Source organism: uncultured Cedecea sp. (assembly GCF_947498825.1).
GTDB lineage: Bacteria > Pseudomonadota > Gammaproteobacteria > Enterobacterales > Enterobacteriaceae > JGM124.
In genome coordinates, this window is sequence record NZ_CANMLV010000001.1 from 114243 (window position 1) to 133906 (window position 19664).

18 protein-coding genes and 1 pseudogene are annotated in these 19664 nt (G+C 46.2%); 8 read left to right on the plus strand and 11 right to left on the minus strand.

Annotated features, from left to right (window positions below; translation table 11 throughout):
* Positions 1–60 precede the first annotated feature (60 nt).
* On the minus strand, positions 61–774 hold the full coding sequence (locus Q1A40_RS00550) for a CTP synthase (RefSeq protein WP_299996400.1): 714 nt from the start codon (positions 772–774) through the stop codon (positions 61–63).
* Positions 775–936: 162 nt separating this feature from the next.
* On the opposite strand from Q1A40_RS00550, the gene Q1A40_RS00555 reads away from it, so the two are divergent.
* The 3 genes from Q1A40_RS00555 to Q1A40_RS00565 all read left to right on the plus strand — a co-directional run bounded on the left by Q1A40_RS00555 (position 937) and on the right by Q1A40_RS00565 (position 4158).
* The gene (locus Q1A40_RS00555; RefSeq protein WP_299996402.1) at positions 937–1290 is read left to right on the plus strand and encodes a DUF488 domain-containing protein; all 354 of its coding nucleotides are present in this window, start codon (positions 937–939) and stop codon (positions 1288–1290) included.
* Between the two features lie 826 nt (positions 1291–2116).
* Entirely contained in the window at positions 2117–3100 is a 984-nt protein-coding gene (locus Q1A40_RS00560) for a DUF1852 domain-containing protein (RefSeq protein WP_299996404.1), read from the plus strand.
* Between the two features lie 26 nt (positions 3101–3126).
* Positions 3127–4158 (plus strand): methionine synthase, encoded by a 1032-nt coding sequence (locus tag Q1A40_RS00565; RefSeq protein WP_299996406.1) that lies wholly within the window; start codon positions 3127–3129, stop codon positions 4156–4158.
* A 164-nt stretch (positions 4159–4322) separates the two neighbouring features.
* On the opposite strand, the gene Q1A40_RS00570 is transcribed toward Q1A40_RS00565, so the two are convergent.
* From Q1A40_RS00570 to Q1A40_RS00580, 3 genes are all read right to left on the minus strand, one after another.
* Positions 4323–5372, minus strand: coding sequence for a bifunctional transcriptional activator/DNA repair enzyme AdaA (locus tag Q1A40_RS00570; protein ID WP_299996408.1), 1050 nt, complete (start codon positions 5370–5372; stop codon positions 4323–4325).
* Entirely contained in the window at positions 5372–6133 is a 762-nt protein-coding gene (locus Q1A40_RS00575) for an isocitrate lyase/phosphoenolpyruvate mutase family protein (protein ID WP_299996410.1), read from the minus strand. The genes Q1A40_RS00570 and Q1A40_RS00575 overlap by 1 nt, the downstream gene beginning before the upstream one ends.
* A gap of 179 nt (positions 6134–6312) precedes the next feature.
* Entirely contained in the window at positions 6313–6894 is a 582-nt protein-coding gene (locus Q1A40_RS00580; protein WP_299996412.1) for a sugar O-acetyltransferase, read from the minus strand.
* A 154-nt stretch (positions 6895–7048) separates the two neighbouring features.
* Here Q1A40_RS00580 and Q1A40_RS00585 point away from each other — a divergent pair, with 154 nt between their 5' ends.
* On the plus strand, positions 7049–7636 hold the full coding sequence (locus Q1A40_RS00585) for a TetR/AcrR family transcriptional regulator (protein ID WP_299996414.1): 588 nt from the start codon (positions 7049–7051) through the stop codon (positions 7634–7636).
* Between the two features lie 71 nt (positions 7637–7707).
* Complete coding sequence (locus tag Q1A40_RS00590) at positions 7708–8493, plus strand: glutamine amidotransferase (protein WP_299996416.1); 786 nt, start codon at positions 7708–7710, stop codon at positions 8491–8493.
* A 121-nt stretch (positions 8494–8614) separates the two neighbouring features.
* Here the strand turns inward: Q1A40_RS00590 and Q1A40_RS00595 are convergent, their stop codons facing one another.
* Complete coding sequence (locus Q1A40_RS00595; RefSeq protein WP_299996419.1) at positions 8615–9535, minus strand: LysR family transcriptional regulator; 921 nt, start codon at positions 9533–9535, stop codon at positions 8615–8617.
* A 103-nt stretch (positions 9536–9638) separates the two neighbouring features.
* Here Q1A40_RS00595 and Q1A40_RS00600 point away from each other — a divergent pair, with 103 nt between their 5' ends.
* The 3 genes from Q1A40_RS00600 to nhaA all read left to right on the plus strand — a co-directional run bounded on the left by Q1A40_RS00600 (position 9639) and on the right by nhaA (position 13057).
* Positions 9639–10847: an MFS transporter gene (locus tag Q1A40_RS00600; RefSeq protein ID WP_299996421.1), complete on the plus strand. Its 1209-nt coding sequence runs from the start codon at positions 9639–9641 to the stop codon at positions 10845–10847.
* 187 nt (positions 10848–11034) lie between these two features.
* The gene (locus Q1A40_RS00605) at positions 11035–11598 is read left to right on the plus strand and encodes a hypothetical protein (protein WP_299997809.1); all 564 of its coding nucleotides are present in this window, start codon (positions 11035–11037) and stop codon (positions 11596–11598) included.
* A gap of 277 nt (positions 11599–11875) precedes the next feature.
* A complete protein-coding gene (gene nhaA, locus Q1A40_RS00610) occupies positions 11876–13057 on the plus strand; it encodes a Na+/H+ antiporter NhaA (protein ID WP_299996424.1) in 1182 nt (393 codons plus the stop codon).
* A 140-nt stretch (positions 13058–13197) separates the two neighbouring features.
* Here nhaA and Q1A40_RS00615 read toward each other — a convergent pair whose 3' ends face one another.
* The 6 genes and pseudogenes from Q1A40_RS00615 to Q1A40_RS00640 form a co-directional block, all read right to left on the minus strand.
* Positions 13198–15195: a choline BCCT transporter BetT gene (locus Q1A40_RS00615; protein ID WP_299996427.1), complete on the minus strand. Its 1998-nt coding sequence runs from the start codon at positions 15193–15195 to the stop codon at positions 13198–13200.
* Between the two features lie 370 nt (positions 15196–15565).
* A pseudogene (locus Q1A40_RS00620) lies at positions 15566–15802 on the minus strand (transposase); the annotation flags it as partial.
* A 60-nt stretch (positions 15803–15862) separates the two neighbouring features.
* A complete protein-coding gene (locus Q1A40_RS00625; protein WP_299996429.1) occupies positions 15863–16312 on the minus strand; it encodes a carboxymuconolactone decarboxylase family protein in 450 nt (149 codons plus the stop codon).
* 296 nt (positions 16313–16608) lie between these two features.
* Positions 16609–17727, minus strand: coding sequence for a thiolase family protein (locus Q1A40_RS00630; RefSeq protein WP_299996432.1), 1119 nt, complete (start codon positions 17725–17727; stop codon positions 16609–16611).
* On the minus strand, positions 17724–18866 hold the full coding sequence (locus Q1A40_RS00635; RefSeq protein WP_299996435.1) for an AMP-binding protein: 1143 nt from the start codon (positions 18864–18866) through the stop codon (positions 17724–17726). The genes Q1A40_RS00630 and Q1A40_RS00635 overlap by 4 nt, the downstream gene beginning before the upstream one ends.
* Positions 18863–19564, minus strand: a complete 702-nt coding sequence (locus Q1A40_RS00640; protein ID WP_299996438.1) for a nitroreductase — start codon at positions 19562–19564, stop codon at positions 18863–18865. Before Q1A40_RS00640 ends, Q1A40_RS00635 begins: the two co-directional genes overlap by 4 nt.
* Positions 19565–19664 lie beyond the last annotated feature (100 nt).

The window sequence follows — 19664 nt, forward strand, 5'->3', positions numbered from 1 at the left end:
CGTCCAGGCCAACGCCTTATCCAGGCATCGCCTGGATAAGGTTCGCTACAAATCGCTATTTTACTGCTGCTGTTCCTTCGCCGCTTTCAAAAATGCGTCAACCAGCGGCGATGGCTGACCATTGAGAGCCCGGCGTTCATGTTGAAATAACGTGGCAACAAAGAAAGGATGTCCGGTCAATTCAACGGCTCGAATATCCCCCTGCTGGTCCCAGCCGACTGGCGTTAACGGACTGGTATTCAGTTCGCTGGCAAACAGGGTATCAATACCGTAATTACAGTGATATCCCTCATGAATACGGGTCTCACCGTAGGCCATCGCTGTCACTGAGTTATCTTTCAAGATAATGGTGTCGGACTTTTCCACCAGAGAACAGGTCAGAGGAGAAATAACCATTCGCCCTTCGGTCGACGTCTCTGCATGTCCGGCATCCTGCCAGCCCATAACATTGCGCGCATACTCCAGAATAGCATGCTGAAATCCACCACAAGTTCCCAAAAATGGCCGTAGACTTTCACGCGCATAACGGATAGCTGATAAGGCCCCCTGCTCACTTTGATACGGGCTGGCAGGTACACACCAAATAGCATCAAAACCCGCCAAGTCTTTAGCAGATGTCACGTCTGTCGTGGATAACCAATGCCCGCGCATATCAATACCGAGGCGGGCAGCGCTTTGTGTTAAGGCTTGTGGAATGGCCTGATGGGCAATTACCGCCGGGTTATAATCACCGACTAAAACAATATTGAGAGAAGTCTGGGGAAGTACAGTCATCGCGAGCATTCCTTATGTGCATAATTAACAAAACAGCATAAGGAACATCAGGCTAAGCAACTTTGTCAGTACTTGCAAGAGAAATTCATAATGTGATTATCAGGTAAAAAGCACCTCTCTCTCTGCTATACTTATCCGTATCAAGGAAATGCAGGTGAACTCATGATCCAGTGTAAACGCGTCTACGATCTGGCCGATAAAGAGGATGGCTATCGGGTTCTGGTCGATAAGCTTTGGCCACGAGGGATTAAAAAGGCAGACCTCCTCTATGATGAATGGGCGAAAGACTTAACGCCTTCCAGCGCATTGCGCAGCGAATTTCATAGTGAAACTATCGATTTCACTGAGTTCGCCCGGCGTTACCGCGCCGAATTGGCCGAGCACCAGCAAACCGCCCGAATACTCGCCGAACGCAGTAATAACACGCCCGTCACACTGCTTTATGCCGCAAAAAACACCACTCAAAATCACGCGTTAGTTCTGGCTGACTATTTACGAACCCTGGCAAGTGAATGACCGTCGAAAGCGGTTCATGGTGATTTATTTTATCAAATTTAGACATCAATAGAATTTTTTAAAAAAATATCAATTGATGCTTGCCAACTGTCTCCAGTAAGGATAATTTCACTCCTGCGGTGATATGGAGTTCCCTTATTCTGTATCCCGTATATGCCTATTTATTCCTCCACTGGAGGCACCGAAACCACTTTAAAATGATTCGGTTGTGCACCCAATTATATTAATGATGATAGCCTTGTGGTGACCCGACGTCTGTCGGGTTCTCTTCAAAAAAAATTGAAAATAAAACTGCCCGTTATTACTTATTATTTAAATCTGACGGATTTAGACTTTAAATAATAAAGCGCTTTCTCATCTTCATTCACTCATTAAAACCCTGAACTTATTAAAAATAAGCAACGAAAATTTCTGCGTCCAAAATAATTCGCGTTACGGGAAGGCTAAAAACTGTGCTTTAACCGGAGACTCAACGAACGTATAGCCTCCCGGTAGTTGTTTGGTTTTTGTCATTGATGCATTTCGGTCATGTTGCCAGCCTGACAGACAACATAGAATTAACTACATGATTTATAACAATAATTTAACTCAACATAAAAGCACATAACAAAAAACTGCTGTTTTTATCACCCAACATGAAAATCCCTCATGTTGTAATGAAATTAAATCACTTTTACTCAACCAGTGGCTCAGGCATAACAGTATCCATTGTTGTGAATAAAAAGCAATATGAAGATGACTGAGTGGGAATGCCATAAGAAAATCGCACCCCCTTTGAAAAAGCAAGAAATAAAAACAGATTTATCTATCAGGATGTCAGATTACAATGAATAAAGATTTCACTTTCAAGATTAAAAATATCCGTTTCGATGAGAATTATAATCCCTCAGGAAATACACGTATTACGACTAACTTTGCTAATCTGGCCAGGGGAGCAAGTCGCCAGGAAAACTTGCGTAATACCTTAAAAATGATCGACAATCGTTTCAATTCTCTTGCTCACTGGGATAACCCGGAAGGAAATCGTTATAAGGTTGAACTCGACATTATCTCCGTGGAGATGAATATTGACAGTGCAAATAATGAGCATGCATTGCCATTAATTGAAATATTGAAAACCAGCGTTATTGATCTAAAAACCAACGAACGTATTAGTGGCATGGTAGGAAATAATTTTTCTTCTTACGTCCGCGATTATGACTTTAGCGTGTTACTTTCTGAGCATAATAAAGACAGCAACACATTTAGCGTCCCGGATGATTTTGGTATCCTGCACGGCAATCTCTTTAAATGCTTTGTTAACTCAGAAACTTATAAAGAAAACTTTACTAAGCCGCCGGTTATTTGTCTCAGCGTATCAAATACCAAGACCTATATTCGTACGGAAAATATCCACCCCGTACTGGGCGTTGAATATCAGCAAGATGAATACTCTTTAACTGATGAGTACTTCAGTAAAATGGGTCTGAAGGTTCGTTACTTTATGCCAGCCAATAGTGTTGCTCCTCTGGCATTTTACTTTTCTGGCGACTTGTTGAGTGACTACACCAATCTTGAACTGATCAGCACCATCAGCACCATGGATACGTTCCAGAAAATTTATCGTCCTGAAATCTATAACGCAAACTCAGTGGCAGGTAAACACTATCAGCCGAGTTTAAAACATCAGGATTATTCATTAACGCGCATTGTTTATGACCGAGAAGAACGTAGCAAGTTGGCTATTGAGCAAGGAAAGTTTGTTGAGGAAATCTTCATCAAACCCTACCAGACAATTCTTGAGCAGTGGTCCGCTCAATACGCATTCTGATTAATCAAAAAATAAGGTCATCGATTATGAAACGTTTATTACCAACTTCAACTGCGGGCAGCTTACCGAAACCTTCCTGGCTGGCACAGCCTGAAACACTCTGGTCACCGTGGAAATTACAAGACCAGGAGTTAATTGACGGTAAGCAAGACGCCTTACGTTTGTCATTACAAGAACAGCTGCTGGCAGGTATTGATATCGTCAGTGATGGCGAACAAACGCGTCAGCACTTTGTCACCACGTTTATTGAACACCTTGACGGTGTCGATTTTGAGAAACGCGAAACGGTCAGAATTCGTAATCGCTATGATGCCAGTGTCCCGACAGTTGTTGGTGCCGTCGCTCGACAGAAGCCAGTTTTCGTTGAAGACGCTAAATTTTTACGTCAATTGACCCAGCAACCTATCAAGTGGGCACTGCCAGGACCGATGACGATGATCGATACACTCTATGATAATCACTACAAGAGTCGTGAAAAACTTGCATGGGAATTTGCGAAAATTCTTAATCAAGAAGCCAAAGAGTTAGAGGCTGCGGGTGTCGATATCATCCAGTTTGATGAACCCGCGTTTAATGTCTTCTTCGATGAGGTGAATGACTGGGGCATTGCCACACTGGAAAGAGCCATTGAAGGGCTTAAATGTGAAACAGCGGTACATATTTGCTATGGCTATGGTATCAAAGCCAATACCGACTGGAAAAAAACGCTGGGATCAGAGTGGCGTCAATATGAACAAGCGTTCCCTAAGTTACAAAAATCCGCTATCGATATAATTTCACTGGAATGTCAGAATTCCCGCGTCCCGATGGATCTTATCGAGTTAATTCGCGGTAAAAAGGTCATGGTCGGGGCTATTGATGTGGCAACCCATACCATTGAAACAGCAGAAGAAGTTGCCGATACCCTGCGTAAAGCGCTACAGTTTGTCGACGCTGATAAACTCTATCCGTCGACCAACTGCGGTATGGCCCCGCTTCCACGCCAGGTGGCACGCGGTAAATTACAGGCCTTAAGTGCGGGTGCTGAAATCGTACGTAATGAATTACTGACCAAATAATATATACCCAAAATAATTCGAGTTGCTTGTAGGCGCGAAGTGAAGTACGTCGATGAAAACAGATAAACGATGTGATTCGGCGCGCCTCCCCCCCCAAACGACTTGAAGTATGACGGGTATAGCCGGTTAAAATGACTCAGTCCGGGATCGGACTGAGTGTATTATCAGCCAGAATGTTGGCTTTCATGCTTAAGCAGCCACTCCTTACGCGCAGTTCCTCCTCCATATCCTGTCATACTGCCATCCTTACCCACCACTCGATGACATGGAATAACAATCGCCACCCGGTTTGCACCATTCGCACTGGCAACCGCACGTACTGCTGTTGGTCGGTTTATCTGTTCTGAAAGCGCCTGGTAATGCGTGGTCTGGCCATAGGGAATATCACGTAATCCCCGCCAGACGCTTTGTTGAAAATCACTGCCAGGCGTATCAAGCTGGAGATCAAACTGCTGGCGCGTTCCCTGGAAATACTCACCGACCTCTTGCTCTGCTTGGCGGGTATGGCTGTTTTCACCAGACATAATCCGGGCCCTAAATAGACGCTGAAGATCGCGAAATTCGGTTTCCAGCATGCGTCGGTCGGTAAATTCCAGCAAACATATGCCACGCTCCGTCGCACAGGCAAACATTGGCCCAAGTGGCGTAGTAAAACGGTGGATCAGGATAACGTCACTGACGCTAGTCGGGGCCGCTCCGGTCATCCGTTTATAGGTATAACCAAAACCACTTAGTGACTCATAGCCACTATCAAAAGCAACATCAGTGGCTGAACGCCCTACTTTTAACTCCTGCATCGCTACATTCACGCGCTGCATGCGCTGAAAAGCCTGAAAGGTAATACCGTGATTCTGGAGAAACCAACGCCGCACTCTTTCCGGACTGAGACCGTGAGTACGGAGGTAGGCATCCGTGATACGGATCTTCGGCTGATGACGCACCAGCTGAAGGGCTTGTTCAATATATTCAGGGGCACTATGAGCATTCTCTGTCGGACGGCAAACTTTACAGGGGCGATATCCTGCTGCCAGTGCAGATTTCATATCACGATAAAACAGGACATTTTCACGTTTCGGTTTACGTGCCCGACAGACAGAAAGGCAAAACACCCCTGTTGTTTTCACGCCCACAAAAAAAACGCCGGTGTAATCTGAAGCACGTTCCAGTAACGCCTGATACCAGATATCACACAGAGTATTATCGGTAACTTCCATTAATGAAATACTCCTGAAAATGACTGTTGCGACCCGATCGATTGCAGCATCTCTTCAAGCTTCGACTGTAAAGCGCCATGGACAAAGTTCCCCATGGAAATACGCTTTACACCCACCTTCCAGAGAACATCGAAACGGGGCAAGTCTGGCATACACATGACGTTTAAGGGCAATATTATCTCACGGGACAAGACCGCCATCTCATTTTCTGCCGTCAGGCATGGGACAAAAAGACCATCCGCTCCCGCTTGCTGATACAACTGGCCACGTAACAGTGTTTCCTGTAACGGCTGAGGATGATTGAGTAAATAGGTATCGGTGCGAACATTGATAAATACCGACAGATTCTCCCGCATAAGATGGCTGCGGATATCCTGTAGGCGCGTTGCAAAAAGAGCGGGGCTTATCAGCTGTCTGACGCCTTCTGCCACGAGACTGTCTTCAATATTGATCCCCACTACCCCAGTTTGGATCAGACGTTTAATATTATCGACGATTTCGCTCGCCGTTTGTCCATATCCGGCCTCGATATCCACTGTTAATGGCAGGCTGCCCGCCGATTTAATACGTGAGACAATATACAACAACTCATCAAATGGTATGAACTCTCCGTCTTCATAGCCTAACATCGCGGCGATTGCCGCACTTGATGTTCCTAATGCCCGGTATCCGGCTTGTTGTGCAGCCCGGGCGCTACTCACATCCCAGACATTGGCAATCAGTAACGGGCTGTTTTGATGATGAAGTTGCGTGAAGTCCATGATTCGCTCCTGTTGTTGTTATGGACAAATCTAGAACCTCAGCCCATAACCAACAACCGAAAATCGTACGACCATTTTTTTTAATATCGCTTCTGTGGCGGGGATATATAACCACAGATAACGTCTTCTTATCCCTGGATTCATTTTATTCACGACAATTTATCGGCTAAATCTGTGTGTTAGCTATAGCGTCGTTGGTCTTCATCGGTAATTTTTCTGACTATTCTGGCGGGATTTCCGGCAACAATTACATCTTCAGGTACATCACGGATAACCACAGCCCCCGCGCCAATCACCGCGCCAGACCCAATGGTGACACCGGGGAGAATGTTAACACCCGCCCCTATCCAGACGTTATCGCCAATTTTTACTGGATGTGCATATTCAAGCCCCTTGTTCCTGCGTTCAATATCAAGGGGATGCCCTGCGGTATAGATCCCAACATTTGGTGCAATAAATACATTGTCACCAATAGTGACTTTGGCGCCATCAAGAATAGTCAGATTAACGTTAGCGTAGAAGTTATCGCCAATCTCAATGTGATAACCATAATCACAATAGAAAGGTCCTTCTATCGTGATATTTGCCCCCAGGCTACCTAGCAGGCTGTGGAGAATGTCGCTTCTGAGCGCTTTGTCAGTGAAGGGCGTGTGATTGAACTTAAAAATTTTCAATTTCGCTTCATCGCGCCTTCTGAGCAGATCTTCATCATAGTTTGCATCATATAACATGCCGGCAGCCGCTTTTTCCGCTTCGTTCACCTGAAACCTCCTGAATTAATCTGAGAAAAAGGGTTTAATACCCCTCTGTTTGCACGCACTATTGAGTAAATAACAAAAACAAAAGCCGATGCGTACGAGTGTACATATACAATAAAAAAATGTATACCCTGCAGGATCAGAAGAGAATTGAGATATGGATGAGAACACCCCAAAAGACACGATAAATGCTCCCGTTCGCCGCAAGCGTCGCTACGATCCTTCCCGGCGCGAACGTATTATTGCAGTCACCCTTGAAGCCATTGAGCTATATGGCATAACGGGAACGTCCACACGAAAGGTGGCCGAAATGGCTGATGTCTCTCTTGGGTCTCTGACCTATTACTTTGAGGGCATCAACCAACTGATCGAAGAGGCATTTACTCAACTGTCTTTATCAATCAGTAACGAGTTCCGCGACGTTCTGGGTGCTGCCAAAACAAGAGAAGAGGCGTTAATTGCCGTTGTGGATTTTATCGATCAAAAAATTTGGGGTTCTCACAGCACGCTGACGCTGAGTTTTGAACTTTATACCTTCGTGACCCGACATCCTCAGTTAAAGAGCCTGCCACAAAGCTGGATGAAACAAAGCCGGGCGGCATTAGAACAACACTTTACGCCAGCCACGGCTCGTGTTATCGATGCGTTTGTCGAAGGGATCGGTATCCATAATTATTTTGATCGAGAACCGATGACGCGTACAGAGATTGAACGAGTGATAAGACTCATTGCTTCTGCGGAATAATCCTGACTAATCGGACGGTTTATTCACTCAATCTCTCTTTTTTCTAACATCAGAATAAGGTCCGGATAGCTGTGAACAACATTTTTTCCCAGAAAACGAGCAGCGCCAGGGTTGGATTTCCTCCCATACTACTGATCCAGACAGGGACACCGCCTGACGCACTCAGGGAACAACATGGAGACCTGCCCGTCTGGTTTCATCAGGCTATGGGGGTTAAAAAAGAAGATATCCAGGTAGTGAAAGTCTACCGCGGTGAAGCGCTTCCGGAACCCGATCCTCGCAGAATTGCCGTTATTACCGGCTCCTGGGATATGGTGACAGATAAGCTTCCCTGGAGTGAGTATACAGCAGCATGGATACGTCATGCCTTTGCGGCAAATATGCCGCTGTTTGGCGTTTGCTATGGTCACCAGCTAATGGCATATGCGTTAGGCGGAACGGTGGATTACCATCCCCAAGGTCGCGAAATGGGCTGTCTTAATATCAGTCTGACTCAGGCCGGTATTGAAGATTCGCTGACGGGGGCATTTCCACAGAAATTCAGTGCCAACCTTACCCACCTTCAGACCGTCACAACACTCCCTCCGGGGGCAAAGGTTCTGGCCTCATCCAGGCATGATGCCCACCAGATAGTTCGCTATAGCGATAAAGCCGTTTCAACGCAGTTTCACCCAGAAGTTACCCCGAAAATCATAGCAACAATGATAGATTTACGTTCGGAAGCCTTGCTAAACGAGGGATATCACCCCGATGAAATGCAAAAGGCACTCAGGGATGCACCAGAGGCGAGAGAAATCCTTAAAGTCTTTGTTTTAGCGCATATGCCTCCGGAGTCGGAGACAATCCACTCTCTTTGACGGCTATCCGCCCCAATACAGTCAGGGCGGTTTTCCTGGAGCCTCGCAGACAGGCTGGATTGTTCCACAAACCAGCCAACTGACAAAAACGGGACGCGATGATAGCAAGTCTGAAGCGTTGCTATCTCCCTCCCCCATATTGGTGACTCAATCTCTGATGAATAAGATCAATCAGCGCTCTTGTTTTAGCGGGCAAATAACGCCTATTAGAATAAAGGGCAAACAGTTGTAATGGGGCTGCCGATTGTTCAAATTCAATCTCGATTAATCGCCCGTCGTTAATATAGGGCTGGCAGACCTGTTTTGATAAAATGGCAAAACCAATACCGGCCAGCGCTGCGTGCCCTGCCATCTCTCCACTGTTTACCCGATAATGTCCTTTTACCTTAATGGTTTCGAATCTCCCCTTTTTATTGACAAACTGCCAGGGGGCTCCCTTCAGTGCACTTACCGTGGTAATACAGGGTAATGCTGCGAATTGTTGAATCTGCGCAGGAATGCCATAACGCTGAATCACGGAGGGGGCGGCAACGATGGTGCAGGGAATGGTCACCAGATGACGCGCAATATAGTCCCTGTCATCTATCTGACCACGGGCAACAATAATCGCTAAATCCAGATCATCGCGCAGGGACTCTAAACCGGCAAGATTTGTCACACAGCTGATCTCCAGCTCCGGATACTGGCAGGCGAAATCAGCAATAACAGAACCCAGTAATGCAGGACCTATTTCATTGGGAATACAGAGACGTAATGGTCCCTTGAACTGCGCTTGCCGTAACATTAATTCTGTTTCAGTTTGTTCCAGCGCCTCCAGTAATGGCTTTGCTCGGGCATAAAGCAGATGTCCTGGCTGGGTGAGTTTCATATGCCGGGTGCTACGCTCAATAAGCTGAAGATTCAGCTTTTCTTCTAACTGAGAAATACAACGACTCACATTTGACGTTGGCATTTCAAGGACTTTCGATGCCCCGACAAAGCTTTCACTTTCAACCACGGCAACAAACACTTTCAAAGCATTAAAATCCAGAACCGAGCGCATCAACTATCCCATATATGATAATAATCATTGCCATTTTTACCATATAATAATCGCTTGTGATAGCGGTTAAACTCAGGCATCTTTTCTTTACAGGATGCTTGTTATGTCCCAGACCACACCACCGTTTAATGATAAAGCCTTGATGCGGATAGCCATGGCAATGGCTTTTATTCAGTTCACTAACGCGCTGGAATACATGGCATTAACGCCTGTTTTTGCCTTTATGGCAGACACGTTTTCAGTCCCTGTATCCTTTTCAGGCTACGTTTCTGGCATGTACACTCTGGGTGCCGTGCTTTCAGGGGTGGCTGCTTTTTACTGGATAGACCGTTTTAATCAAAAGCACTTCTTATTTAAAAATATGGCGTTGCTGGGGATCCTCACATTTCTGTCCACTCTCACAACGCAGTTTGACCTTCTTCTGGCACTGCGCTTTTGCGCAGGATTAGTTGGCGGAACAACAATGGGGGTGGGGATCAGTATTTTGATCAATCACACCCCCGCAAACTTGCGTGGCAAAATGCTGGCAACGGTAATTGCCTCTTTTTCGCTAGTGAGCATTGCCGGTATGCCTGCCATACTATTTTTGTGCACACACTATGGCTGGCATACTGCACTATGGTTAATCAGTTCACTCTGCCTGTTATCTTTGCCGTTAATTATCTTTACCCTTCCCAAAGATAAAGCCTCATCAAACGTAAAAGTCCGCCTTTCGCTGAATACACAAACCGTACTTTTCGCCTCCTGTACTGCGTTGGTACAATTCAGTCCTATGCTGATTATTCCGATTTTAATTCCATTAATGACGCAATATATGGGAGCACAGCCAAAGCTGCTGCCCTTATTATTTTTAAGTGGAGGAATTGCCGGCTATTTATTTACCAGAATAACAGGCATTCTGACATCGCGGTTATCTGCTCTGGCGCTGGCAACAATTTCAACGTTGTTATTTATCGCAAGCTTGCTGATCCCTTTGATGGGTTATGATAATACCTTTCTGTTTATCACCTTATTTCTTGGCGCCTCCTATAGTCGACTGGTTTCTGCTTCGGCAATTGCTGTCCGGTATCCTGAGAATGAAAAACGCGCGCGCTTTTCTTCACTACAGACCGCAATAATGTATCTGATAACCACCCTCGCATTTTTTCTCTCGTCGTTATTACTCCCCGACCAGGGCATAACCGCGCAAGGTCTTAACAGGCTGCTGGTGATATGTGCATTAACCGCATCCGCATACCCTTTGCTGGTCATCATGCTGGAAAAAGAACTGGCGAAACGGGCCCTTCAGCATAACCACCTTTTCAGTGGTTAAATAACCCCCTTTCCTGGTCTTGGGCTTTGATGAGGGGAACTACTGTCAAAGAAAGGAGACTGACTCCCCTCTGTAACATTGAAGCCGGTTCGGAAGTTATGATAAACAGAGGGGGGAAATTTTATAAATTGCATCTAAAAATCTGTCGGATGCACAGAGGAAATAACGGACATTAATGGCTGATACGATGAAATATTTATTGCTGCTGGTAACGATTCTCGCCGGATGTACAAGTGCGCCAAACTTGCCCCCTACCGATACCATTGTGGCAGTTAAACCTATTGAGTCAGGTATTATCGCCAGCTCAGCTAAATACAGTTACCGCTTTTTTCGTGACGGTGTACCGCAGGAATATCAGCGCTATAAGACATTTTATGAACGCTTTCATCAGCAGGCTTCCGGAGTACGGGTTAACTTTTTGGTCGAACAGCATGAAGTGACGGCAGAGTATCTGGTGGTGATTGATAAGCGCAAACTGGATGCCGGACAGCATACAGAGCTTATCAATAAATATCAGGCAGTGGAGATGGATAACAACAACCTCGGCGTTCTGTTTAAAGCTGCAGGATTTTGGTCTTCATCCTACGCTCCAGAACTGGCCGCCCCCTACCAGCTGGCACAGCCTGTCGTGGTATCAATCAATGATAAAACCAAAACTCTGAGCGCATTGGGAACCGCCGCTATGGTCCCATTACTCCCCTTATTCCCACTGTTTATGATGTACGGATGCGCCACCGGCCCCTGTGTTTGACTTATGTTTTATGTCGTGGTGAAAGTATAGTCTTTAATCAGACGCCAAATTTACTGTACCACGACAAACCACTGACAGAGATTGCTCCTCTTATTCATTATCAATAAACCGCCCTCCCCTTTACGCTAACTTACATAGTCTGAGCAACATTCAACATTTTGAATGTTAAAGTGTTAACGTTCTAAAAAAGAGAAAATTCAATGATAAATATAAGTTTTCATTATTAATTTCGCAAAAATCGTTGTTTTAGTCCAAGCTTTAAATTTCGGGAGGTTAGATGCAAAAAAAACAAAGTAAACATACCGACAGGGTCAGTAATCCTATTTCTGATTTTTTTAGTTCACCAATGGCCGGGGGTATTATTCTTATTGTCGCATCTTTAGCCGCAATAATAGTCGCGAACTCACCTCTTGGAGAAAGTTATAGCCAACTGTTAAAAACAAAAGTTATCGGGCTCTCCATCGAACACTGGGTCAATGATGCTTTAATGGCAATATTTTTTATGTTTGTCGGACTCGAGATCAAACGTGAACTTCTCGTCGGACAGTTAGCAACATGGAGTCAACGCGCATTGCCGGGATTTGCCGCTGTAGGTGGCATGCTGGTACCTGCGCTGATTTATGTCTGTTTTAATATCGGGAATGAGGAAACTATTGGCGGTTGGGCTATTCCAGCAGCAACCGATATCGCCTTCGCGCTAGGCGTTTTAGCCTTACTCGGTAATCGGGTTCCGGTATCACTAAAAATATTTTTGTCTGCATTAGCTATTCTGGATGATATGGGCGCAGTACTTATCATCGCTATCTTTTATACCGCCGATATCTCATTGCTTATGCTGGCCGGTGCGTTATCAATGACGGCAATACTTTTTATTCTGAATCGCAGTGGGGTAACGCGTTTACTACCTTACATACTGGTCGGCTTTGTGCTTTGGTTCTTTATGCTTCAGTCGGGGGTGCATGCTACTATCGCCGGTATATTATTGGCTTTCTTCATACCTCTCAGAGTCAACAAAACAGAAAAACCTGTACCACTGGAGCGCCTTGAACACGCCGTTAATCCTTGGGTAACTTTTTTTATTTTACCTCTTTTTGGTTTTGCCAATGCAGGGGTCGCCTTATCGGGGTTAACCCTTGACGATCTGTTATCACCTGTACCTGTTGGGGTTGCCTTAGGACTATTCTTCGGTAAGCAGGTGGGTATTTTTGGTCTGGCTTTGCTTGCCGTACTCTGTGGACTTGCTAAACGCCCTGACCATAGCAGCTGGCTGCAGATTTACGGGATATCTATATTATGCGGTATTGGATTTACCATGAGTCTCTTTATTGGCAACCTTGCATTCGTAGGTAATCAGTTACTCATCGACGAGGTTAAAATAGGTGTCTTGCTGGGTTCGATATTGGCTGCATTAGCAGGTAGCTTAATATTAAGGTTCTCGCCATCCAGACAATCTAAATGAAATCGATCGCCAGAGCCTTCGCAGGCTTTTAGCGTTCGATAATCTGACGACTGGACACCGATACTGTCAATACGTATCGTTACGGAAATCATAAACTTACAGGTAAAATAAATGCCGCCCAGTTGGGCGGCATTTATCTGTCAACGAACCAAGTGCAGGAAGTGCAGGTGCTTCTCGTACTGATCAAGCATATCATTGATAAGCTGCTCTTGGTTCCAGCCCATCACATCGTAATTCTGACCACCTTCTTTAAGATAGATTTCTGCTCGATAATATCGATGTTGTTCCGCTTGCTGTTCATCATTATCCATCGCAGCCAATGCGAAAGCTGGAGAATCATATCTCCTGAGCCTGACTTCATATATGAAGTTCAACTCGTTGCCTAAATCGACTTCAAGTATAATACGATCATCATCAGAGTCGCTTATATGACTCACCGTTCCTTGCTTGTTCAGTTCTTCCTGTACTAATGCCATGGCTGGTTGAATAACATCCCCCATAAAACGTTTCACCAGGGAACGCTTTGGTAAATGAGCGATATTACGTAATCTTCTCTGCCACGGAATAGGATTGCGGGCCGCTGTCGGGGCAATTGTCGCCATACTCAGGCTTTCGCGCTTAGTCAAATCGCGACGCAGGGCTTTTAACAGTCCATATATTGATATCAATAAAATAATTGAGAAAGGTAATGCACTTGCTATCGTCACCGTTTGCAAAGCGCTCAATCCCCCCGCAATCAGCAGCGCAATAGCAACAATACCCATAAGCGATGCCCAGAAAATACGCTGCCAGACAGGAGTATTTGCTACCCCGCCAGATGCAAGAGTATCAACAACCATTGCCCCCGAATCAGCAGAAGTTATAAAAAAGACAACGACCATCGCCATGGCAATAAATGACAGCACCGAAGAAAACGGAAAATGCTCTAAAAAATTAAACAGGGCAAGAGCAACATCCTGCTGCACGGTATTGGCTAGATCATCTGCCCCTTGGGTCATGATGAGATAGATAGAGCTATTACCAAACACCGTCATCCACATGAGGGTAAAACCTGCTGGAACAAACAGAACTCCGGTAACAAATTCACGAATGGTTCTGCCACGAGAAACCCGTGCGATGAACATTCCTACAAACGGCGACCATGAAAGCCACCAACCCCAATACAATAATGTCCAGCCGCCAAGCCAGTTGCTTGATTTAGGCTCATAAGCGTAAAGGTTAAAAGTTTTACTCACGAGTTCTGAAAGATAACCGCCAGTATTTTCCACAAATGATTTTAATAATAGTACTGTCGGTCCCAGACACAGAACGAGCACAACAAGCAAAACAGCAAGACTTAGGTTAATTTCCGACAGGATACGTATCCCCTTATCCAGCCCGGACACCACCGAAATTGTCGCTAATCCCGTAATGACTACAATAAGAATGACCTGCACCGTCTCATTAATCGGCACGCCAAAAAGATGGTTTAAACCGGCATTAACCTGCAAAACACCGTATCCCAGAGATGTTGCAACGCCAAAGACCGTCCCTATAACGGCGAAAATATCGACCGCGTGGCCGATAGGTCCGTAGATGCGATCGCCTATAATTGGATAAAGGGCGGAGCGAAGTGTTAAAGGCAGGCCGTGGCGGTAACTAAAAAATGCCAGAATCAGCGCAACAATGGCATAGATAGCCCATGCATGCAGCCCCCAGTGAAAAAACGTCAGGCGCAAGGCTTCTTTTGCTGCAGCAACAGTCTCAGGAGTGCCAACCGGAGGCGAAAGATAATGCATCACAGGTTCGGCAACGCCAAAAAACATCAGACCGATCCCCATCCCTGCGGAAAAAAGCATCGCAAACCACGAGTGATAGCTGAAATCGGGCTGGGCGTGATCCGGTCCTAACTTGATATCACCGTAACGTGAAAGACCGAGAAAAGTAACAGTCAGTAAAATCAGAGCGACTGCTAAGACATAAAACCAACTGGCATTGGTAAATATTTGTTGTTGCAATAATTTAAAATTTTTGTCAGCTAAATCCGGGAATATGGCGGCGAAAGCGACAAGAAGGAAAATTAACAAAGCAGATGTGTAGAATACCGCTTTGTTAATCTGACTTTTAGGCTTCTTTGGAGGGGTGCTATTTTCAGTCATAATCATTCATTCCATTTATTTGGATCCGCATCCGTTAATCAGTTTACAGGATAGCCCGAATAAGCTATCCATAGGGTTCCATTTGAATATCAAAAATGATTATACATTAAAGCGGCCTTTTATGCTTCAGGACTGCGGTAAACTGTCTGGATCACGTTGACTGGCTGTTTTGCGCGAGAAGCAGAAGTTATAAATTGTTCTCGCATTGGGTTGCGGAATGACTCACATTGCAGTGTATTAATCAGCGGGAAACAGGTCAAGTATTGCTGAAACTTTTGAAAAAATCCCGCTTTCAAAATTTACAACTCAATGAAATGATCCTGAAATAACGAACTGACCTGTCCCCAGTATTAGATACAACGTCAGTGAGTCATATCCGTTGGTTTTTTTCATATATTCCATTGCGCCAGTCCGCAGGAAATTCATCTGGCGTCAGGTGATCCAGCGATACATGCGGACGGCGCTCGTTATCATCCCACCCCAAGTTATTAATCGTTTTCCTGGCGTGAACAATACCGCTGAGCCAGTGCTCGTTCAGGCACTTATCTCTGAATCGTCCGTTAAAGATATCAATGAATCCGTTCTGAACTGGCTTGTCTGGCTGGATCGACGGTTTTTCCATTGGGGAAAATTAATCACCAACCGCGAGATGAAAACGAAGGGGAATTTACGCTTTGGCTAGCGGCTTCATGCGAAAGCTGATACCCATACGATTAAGTGCATTCATTGTTGCAATCACGATGGTTAAATCAACCAAATCTTTTTCACCAAATACTGAAAGCGCTGCAGAATAGGCTTCATCCGAAGCATGTGTCTCACTTACACGGGTCACTTCTTCTGCCCAGGCAAGTGCCGCTTGTTCCAGATCCGAGAATAAGTAAGCAGCCTCATCCCATACTGGAATCAGTACTATTTTCTCTACCGACATCCCCTGCTTTATAAGATCGCGAGTATGAATATCAATACAATGCGCGCAACCATTAATCTGAGAGACTCTTAAAAAAACCAAATGAATTAACTCTTCCGGCAGATTTGTTCCTGTTGTGGCGAAATGATGCAGAGCTCCCAGCGCCTTTGACCCTTCTGCTGATACTTGGAACCAATTTGGACGTTTCATTTTCTTTCCTTTATAGAGAGTTGGGCAGGTGATTTATCTACAAAAATACGTATCACCTTCTTAAAAAGGGTGACTCACTGATACTTCAGAGTTCAATCATAGTAATCAACGTTGACATATAAAAAAGACACAAAGAGGAAGAAAATGCGTAGGACATGATGAAAAATGGAATGCCATGACTCTAATTTGAGTTTATTTAACAATGATGGTTTTAGCCCTGGCAACGTCGAGATCACACAGAACCACGGGAGCAAAATGTCTCCATATTAAATCGCTCATGACCCGCGGTTCACTGATTACTGAAGCTTGTTTTTAGCCGTGAGTAACATGGCCGCACCCAGTCCACCCGCGCCGGCAATCGCGCAGATCCCCTGACAATAATCGGCAGTCTTTAGACTCTGGAACAGACGACAGGCCAGAATCGTCCCGGAGGCACCAATCGGATGACCACGCGCCAAAGCGCCGCCCGCAAGATTGGTTCGCTGATGATTGAGCCCGGTTTCATTCAGACAGACGATAGCTTGTACGGCATAGGCTTCCATCATCTCAACGATACAGCGCCGCCGGTCTGTTTGCGGTCGGTCGGCAAAGAGCTGGTTTATCGCAGCGACGGGGGCATAACCAGGCAGCATAATATCAGCGCCGACACTAACATAGTGGCTAATTTCCACCCTAAAACCGATGTTAAGCTTTTCAGCCACGGCTTCAGACACGACCAAACAAAAAGCCGCGCCGTCAGCTTCAATCGCCGTTGAGACAAGGCTGACACTGCCCGCCAATATGGGTGAACGGGCAGCTAATTTACGCCCCAAATTGCGGGTGTAAATGTCCCGGTCTGTCGCCTCCAGCGGTTCTATCTCAGCACGCAGACTCGCCTGGGATGCCAGCGCTTTACTGTGGCTTGCGATGGCATATTCATCTTGCTGTTGGCGAGTGACAGCAAATTGGACAGCAAGTGCCTCAGCCGCTTCGGTCATATCGGGATCTCTGTCGGGGAAAGGGGTAAAAGCGGGACGTAAATAAAACTCAGGCGCGCGTCCATCGACAAAGGTTTTTGCCCGTAGCGGTCTGCGCGAATAGCTTTCAGCGCCACCGGCGATAACAATCTCAGCAGCTCCGGCATCCACCAATGCTGAGGCAAGCCGCAGTGCTTCCAGTCCTCCGGTACACTGGGTATCAATCGAGATACCCGATACCTGTGGGATCCCGGCAGCTAATCCTGCCAGTCTGGCCGGATTACCTCCGCCTGCCAGACTATTGGCAAGAACAATCTGATCAACCTTTTGCGGAGCGATACCGCTCTGCTTCAGTAAGCTTTGAATAACAGGCGCAGCCAATTGACAGACAGAAAGATGTTGAAATGCTCCTCCTCGCGGCACTACTGCGGTTCTGCGGACGGCAATGATTACGCTCATAACCTTGCCCCTGCCTCAAGTTTTTGCAAATCAGGTTTACCTGAAGGTAACTGTGGAAAACAGGTCAGCCCAAAGAACTTTTTCGGCTCCATAATACTGCCCAGCTGCTGACGGATAGCCAGACGCAGACTTTGCTCTTGTCCATCACTCAACGGACCTTGTATATAAGCCCATAATACCCACCCACGCAGTCTGTCCGGACGGGCAACAACGGCGCATAATGCGCCTGTCAGCTGAGCTATCAGGGCTTCAACCCGCTCGGGATAAACATTGCTATCTGCGGAGGTGACCATGCGACTTTTACGGCCATAAAGCCACAGATTACCCGAACTATCGAGACGCCCCATTTCCCCGACGGTGATATAGCCTGCACAATAGCGGGTTTCATCACTACTGCCCTGAGCGTATCGTTCAAATAAATAGGGGCTTTTGAGCCAAACCTCACCGACCTGCTGAGAGATATTTTTGATGACAATATCAACGCCGGGATAGGCTTTACCTACCGAGCCTGGCGGCGTATCGCTGTCGCTGAGTGTGATAAAACTGGTTTCAGAGGCACCGTAAAACTCATGGATCCGCGCGTTTGGAAAGCTCAGCTTAGTTTGCTCCCGCAGTCGGTCATCAAGCTTACTTCCCCCACAGAGGATCAGACGTACAAGGGGACAAGGTCCACCCGCTGTGATTAATAAACGCAGTTGAGTCGGCGTAATATACAGAACCGTCACACCGCTCTCGATAAGCCGGGCTCGCTGCGAGCGTGGTCGCATGCGGCTAAGCACCTCAACGGCCAGACCCGACGCGATTGACTCGCAGGTTGCATACAGTGCCAGAGAATGATTTAACTCACCAAATACTGCATAGCGATCGTTGGCGCAGAGATTAAAGTGGCTCTGATTAACCCTGAAAGACTGCTGCCATGAATCCCAGTGACGACGAATAATTTTGGCGGCACCACTACTCCCTCCGGTGGAGCACTCGATATAGTGATGACCTTCCAGGGGGATAATCCAGGGCGACTGCTGCAGAGCACGAAAGCTGCACTGTTTATCCCATAGATCTGCAAGTAGCCGCAGAGCTCGAGGCATATCGCCTTGAGCCTGCTCCAGTGGCAGGCCGTGATAGTGAATTAAACTGGTCACTGGGTCTCCCTGTCGCTGAATCCTTGAAAGGTGGCAAAATCTTCCAACGCTATTCGGCTGGTACGAAATTGATTTACCGGAGCCTGACGATTGGCTCGGCCTAAAGCAATTCCGCACACCACTTTTTCATCGGCAGATAAAGACAATAGCCGGTGGATTGCTGAGCCATAGTGACTGAATGCGCCAATCACGCAACTGCTATAGCCCGTGCTTTCGGCCAGCATCAAGAAGCTCATAATAAACATGCCAAGATCCATAAAACATCCCGATCCCATCTCTTTGTCGATGGTCACCACGATACCCACCGGGGCATCAAAAAAACGGTAATTTGCGGCAAACTGTTGTTTACGTGCGGTGATATCACGGCGTTGAATATTTAAGGCGCCATAAAGTGCGTAACCCGCTTCCCGCTGGCGCAGCTTCAGCTCGCCCGGCATTGGCTGAGGGAAATAGCTATAAGAGGCCGGTTCAGGCGGATTGTTGGCGCTAATATCGCTAAGCGTTTTAACAAAGCCCCCCAAGGGTTCACCTGTCAACGCATGAAATTTGCCAGGCTGCAGGTTAGCGCTACTTGGAGCCGCCCGCGCAAGCGCTATCATTTTTTTTATTACGCTTTCCGGAACAGTCTCAGGTAAAAAATCGCGACACGAGTGGCGACTTAACAGCAACTGAGAAAAAGCGTGATGCTGGATATCCATAGACAGTCATTCTACTTAGTGGCCATAAAGCCGTTTGCCAGTTAAAAGGGAAAAAGCACGCCGTAAACCAAATGTTGATTTATTAGTTTACAACTATGTA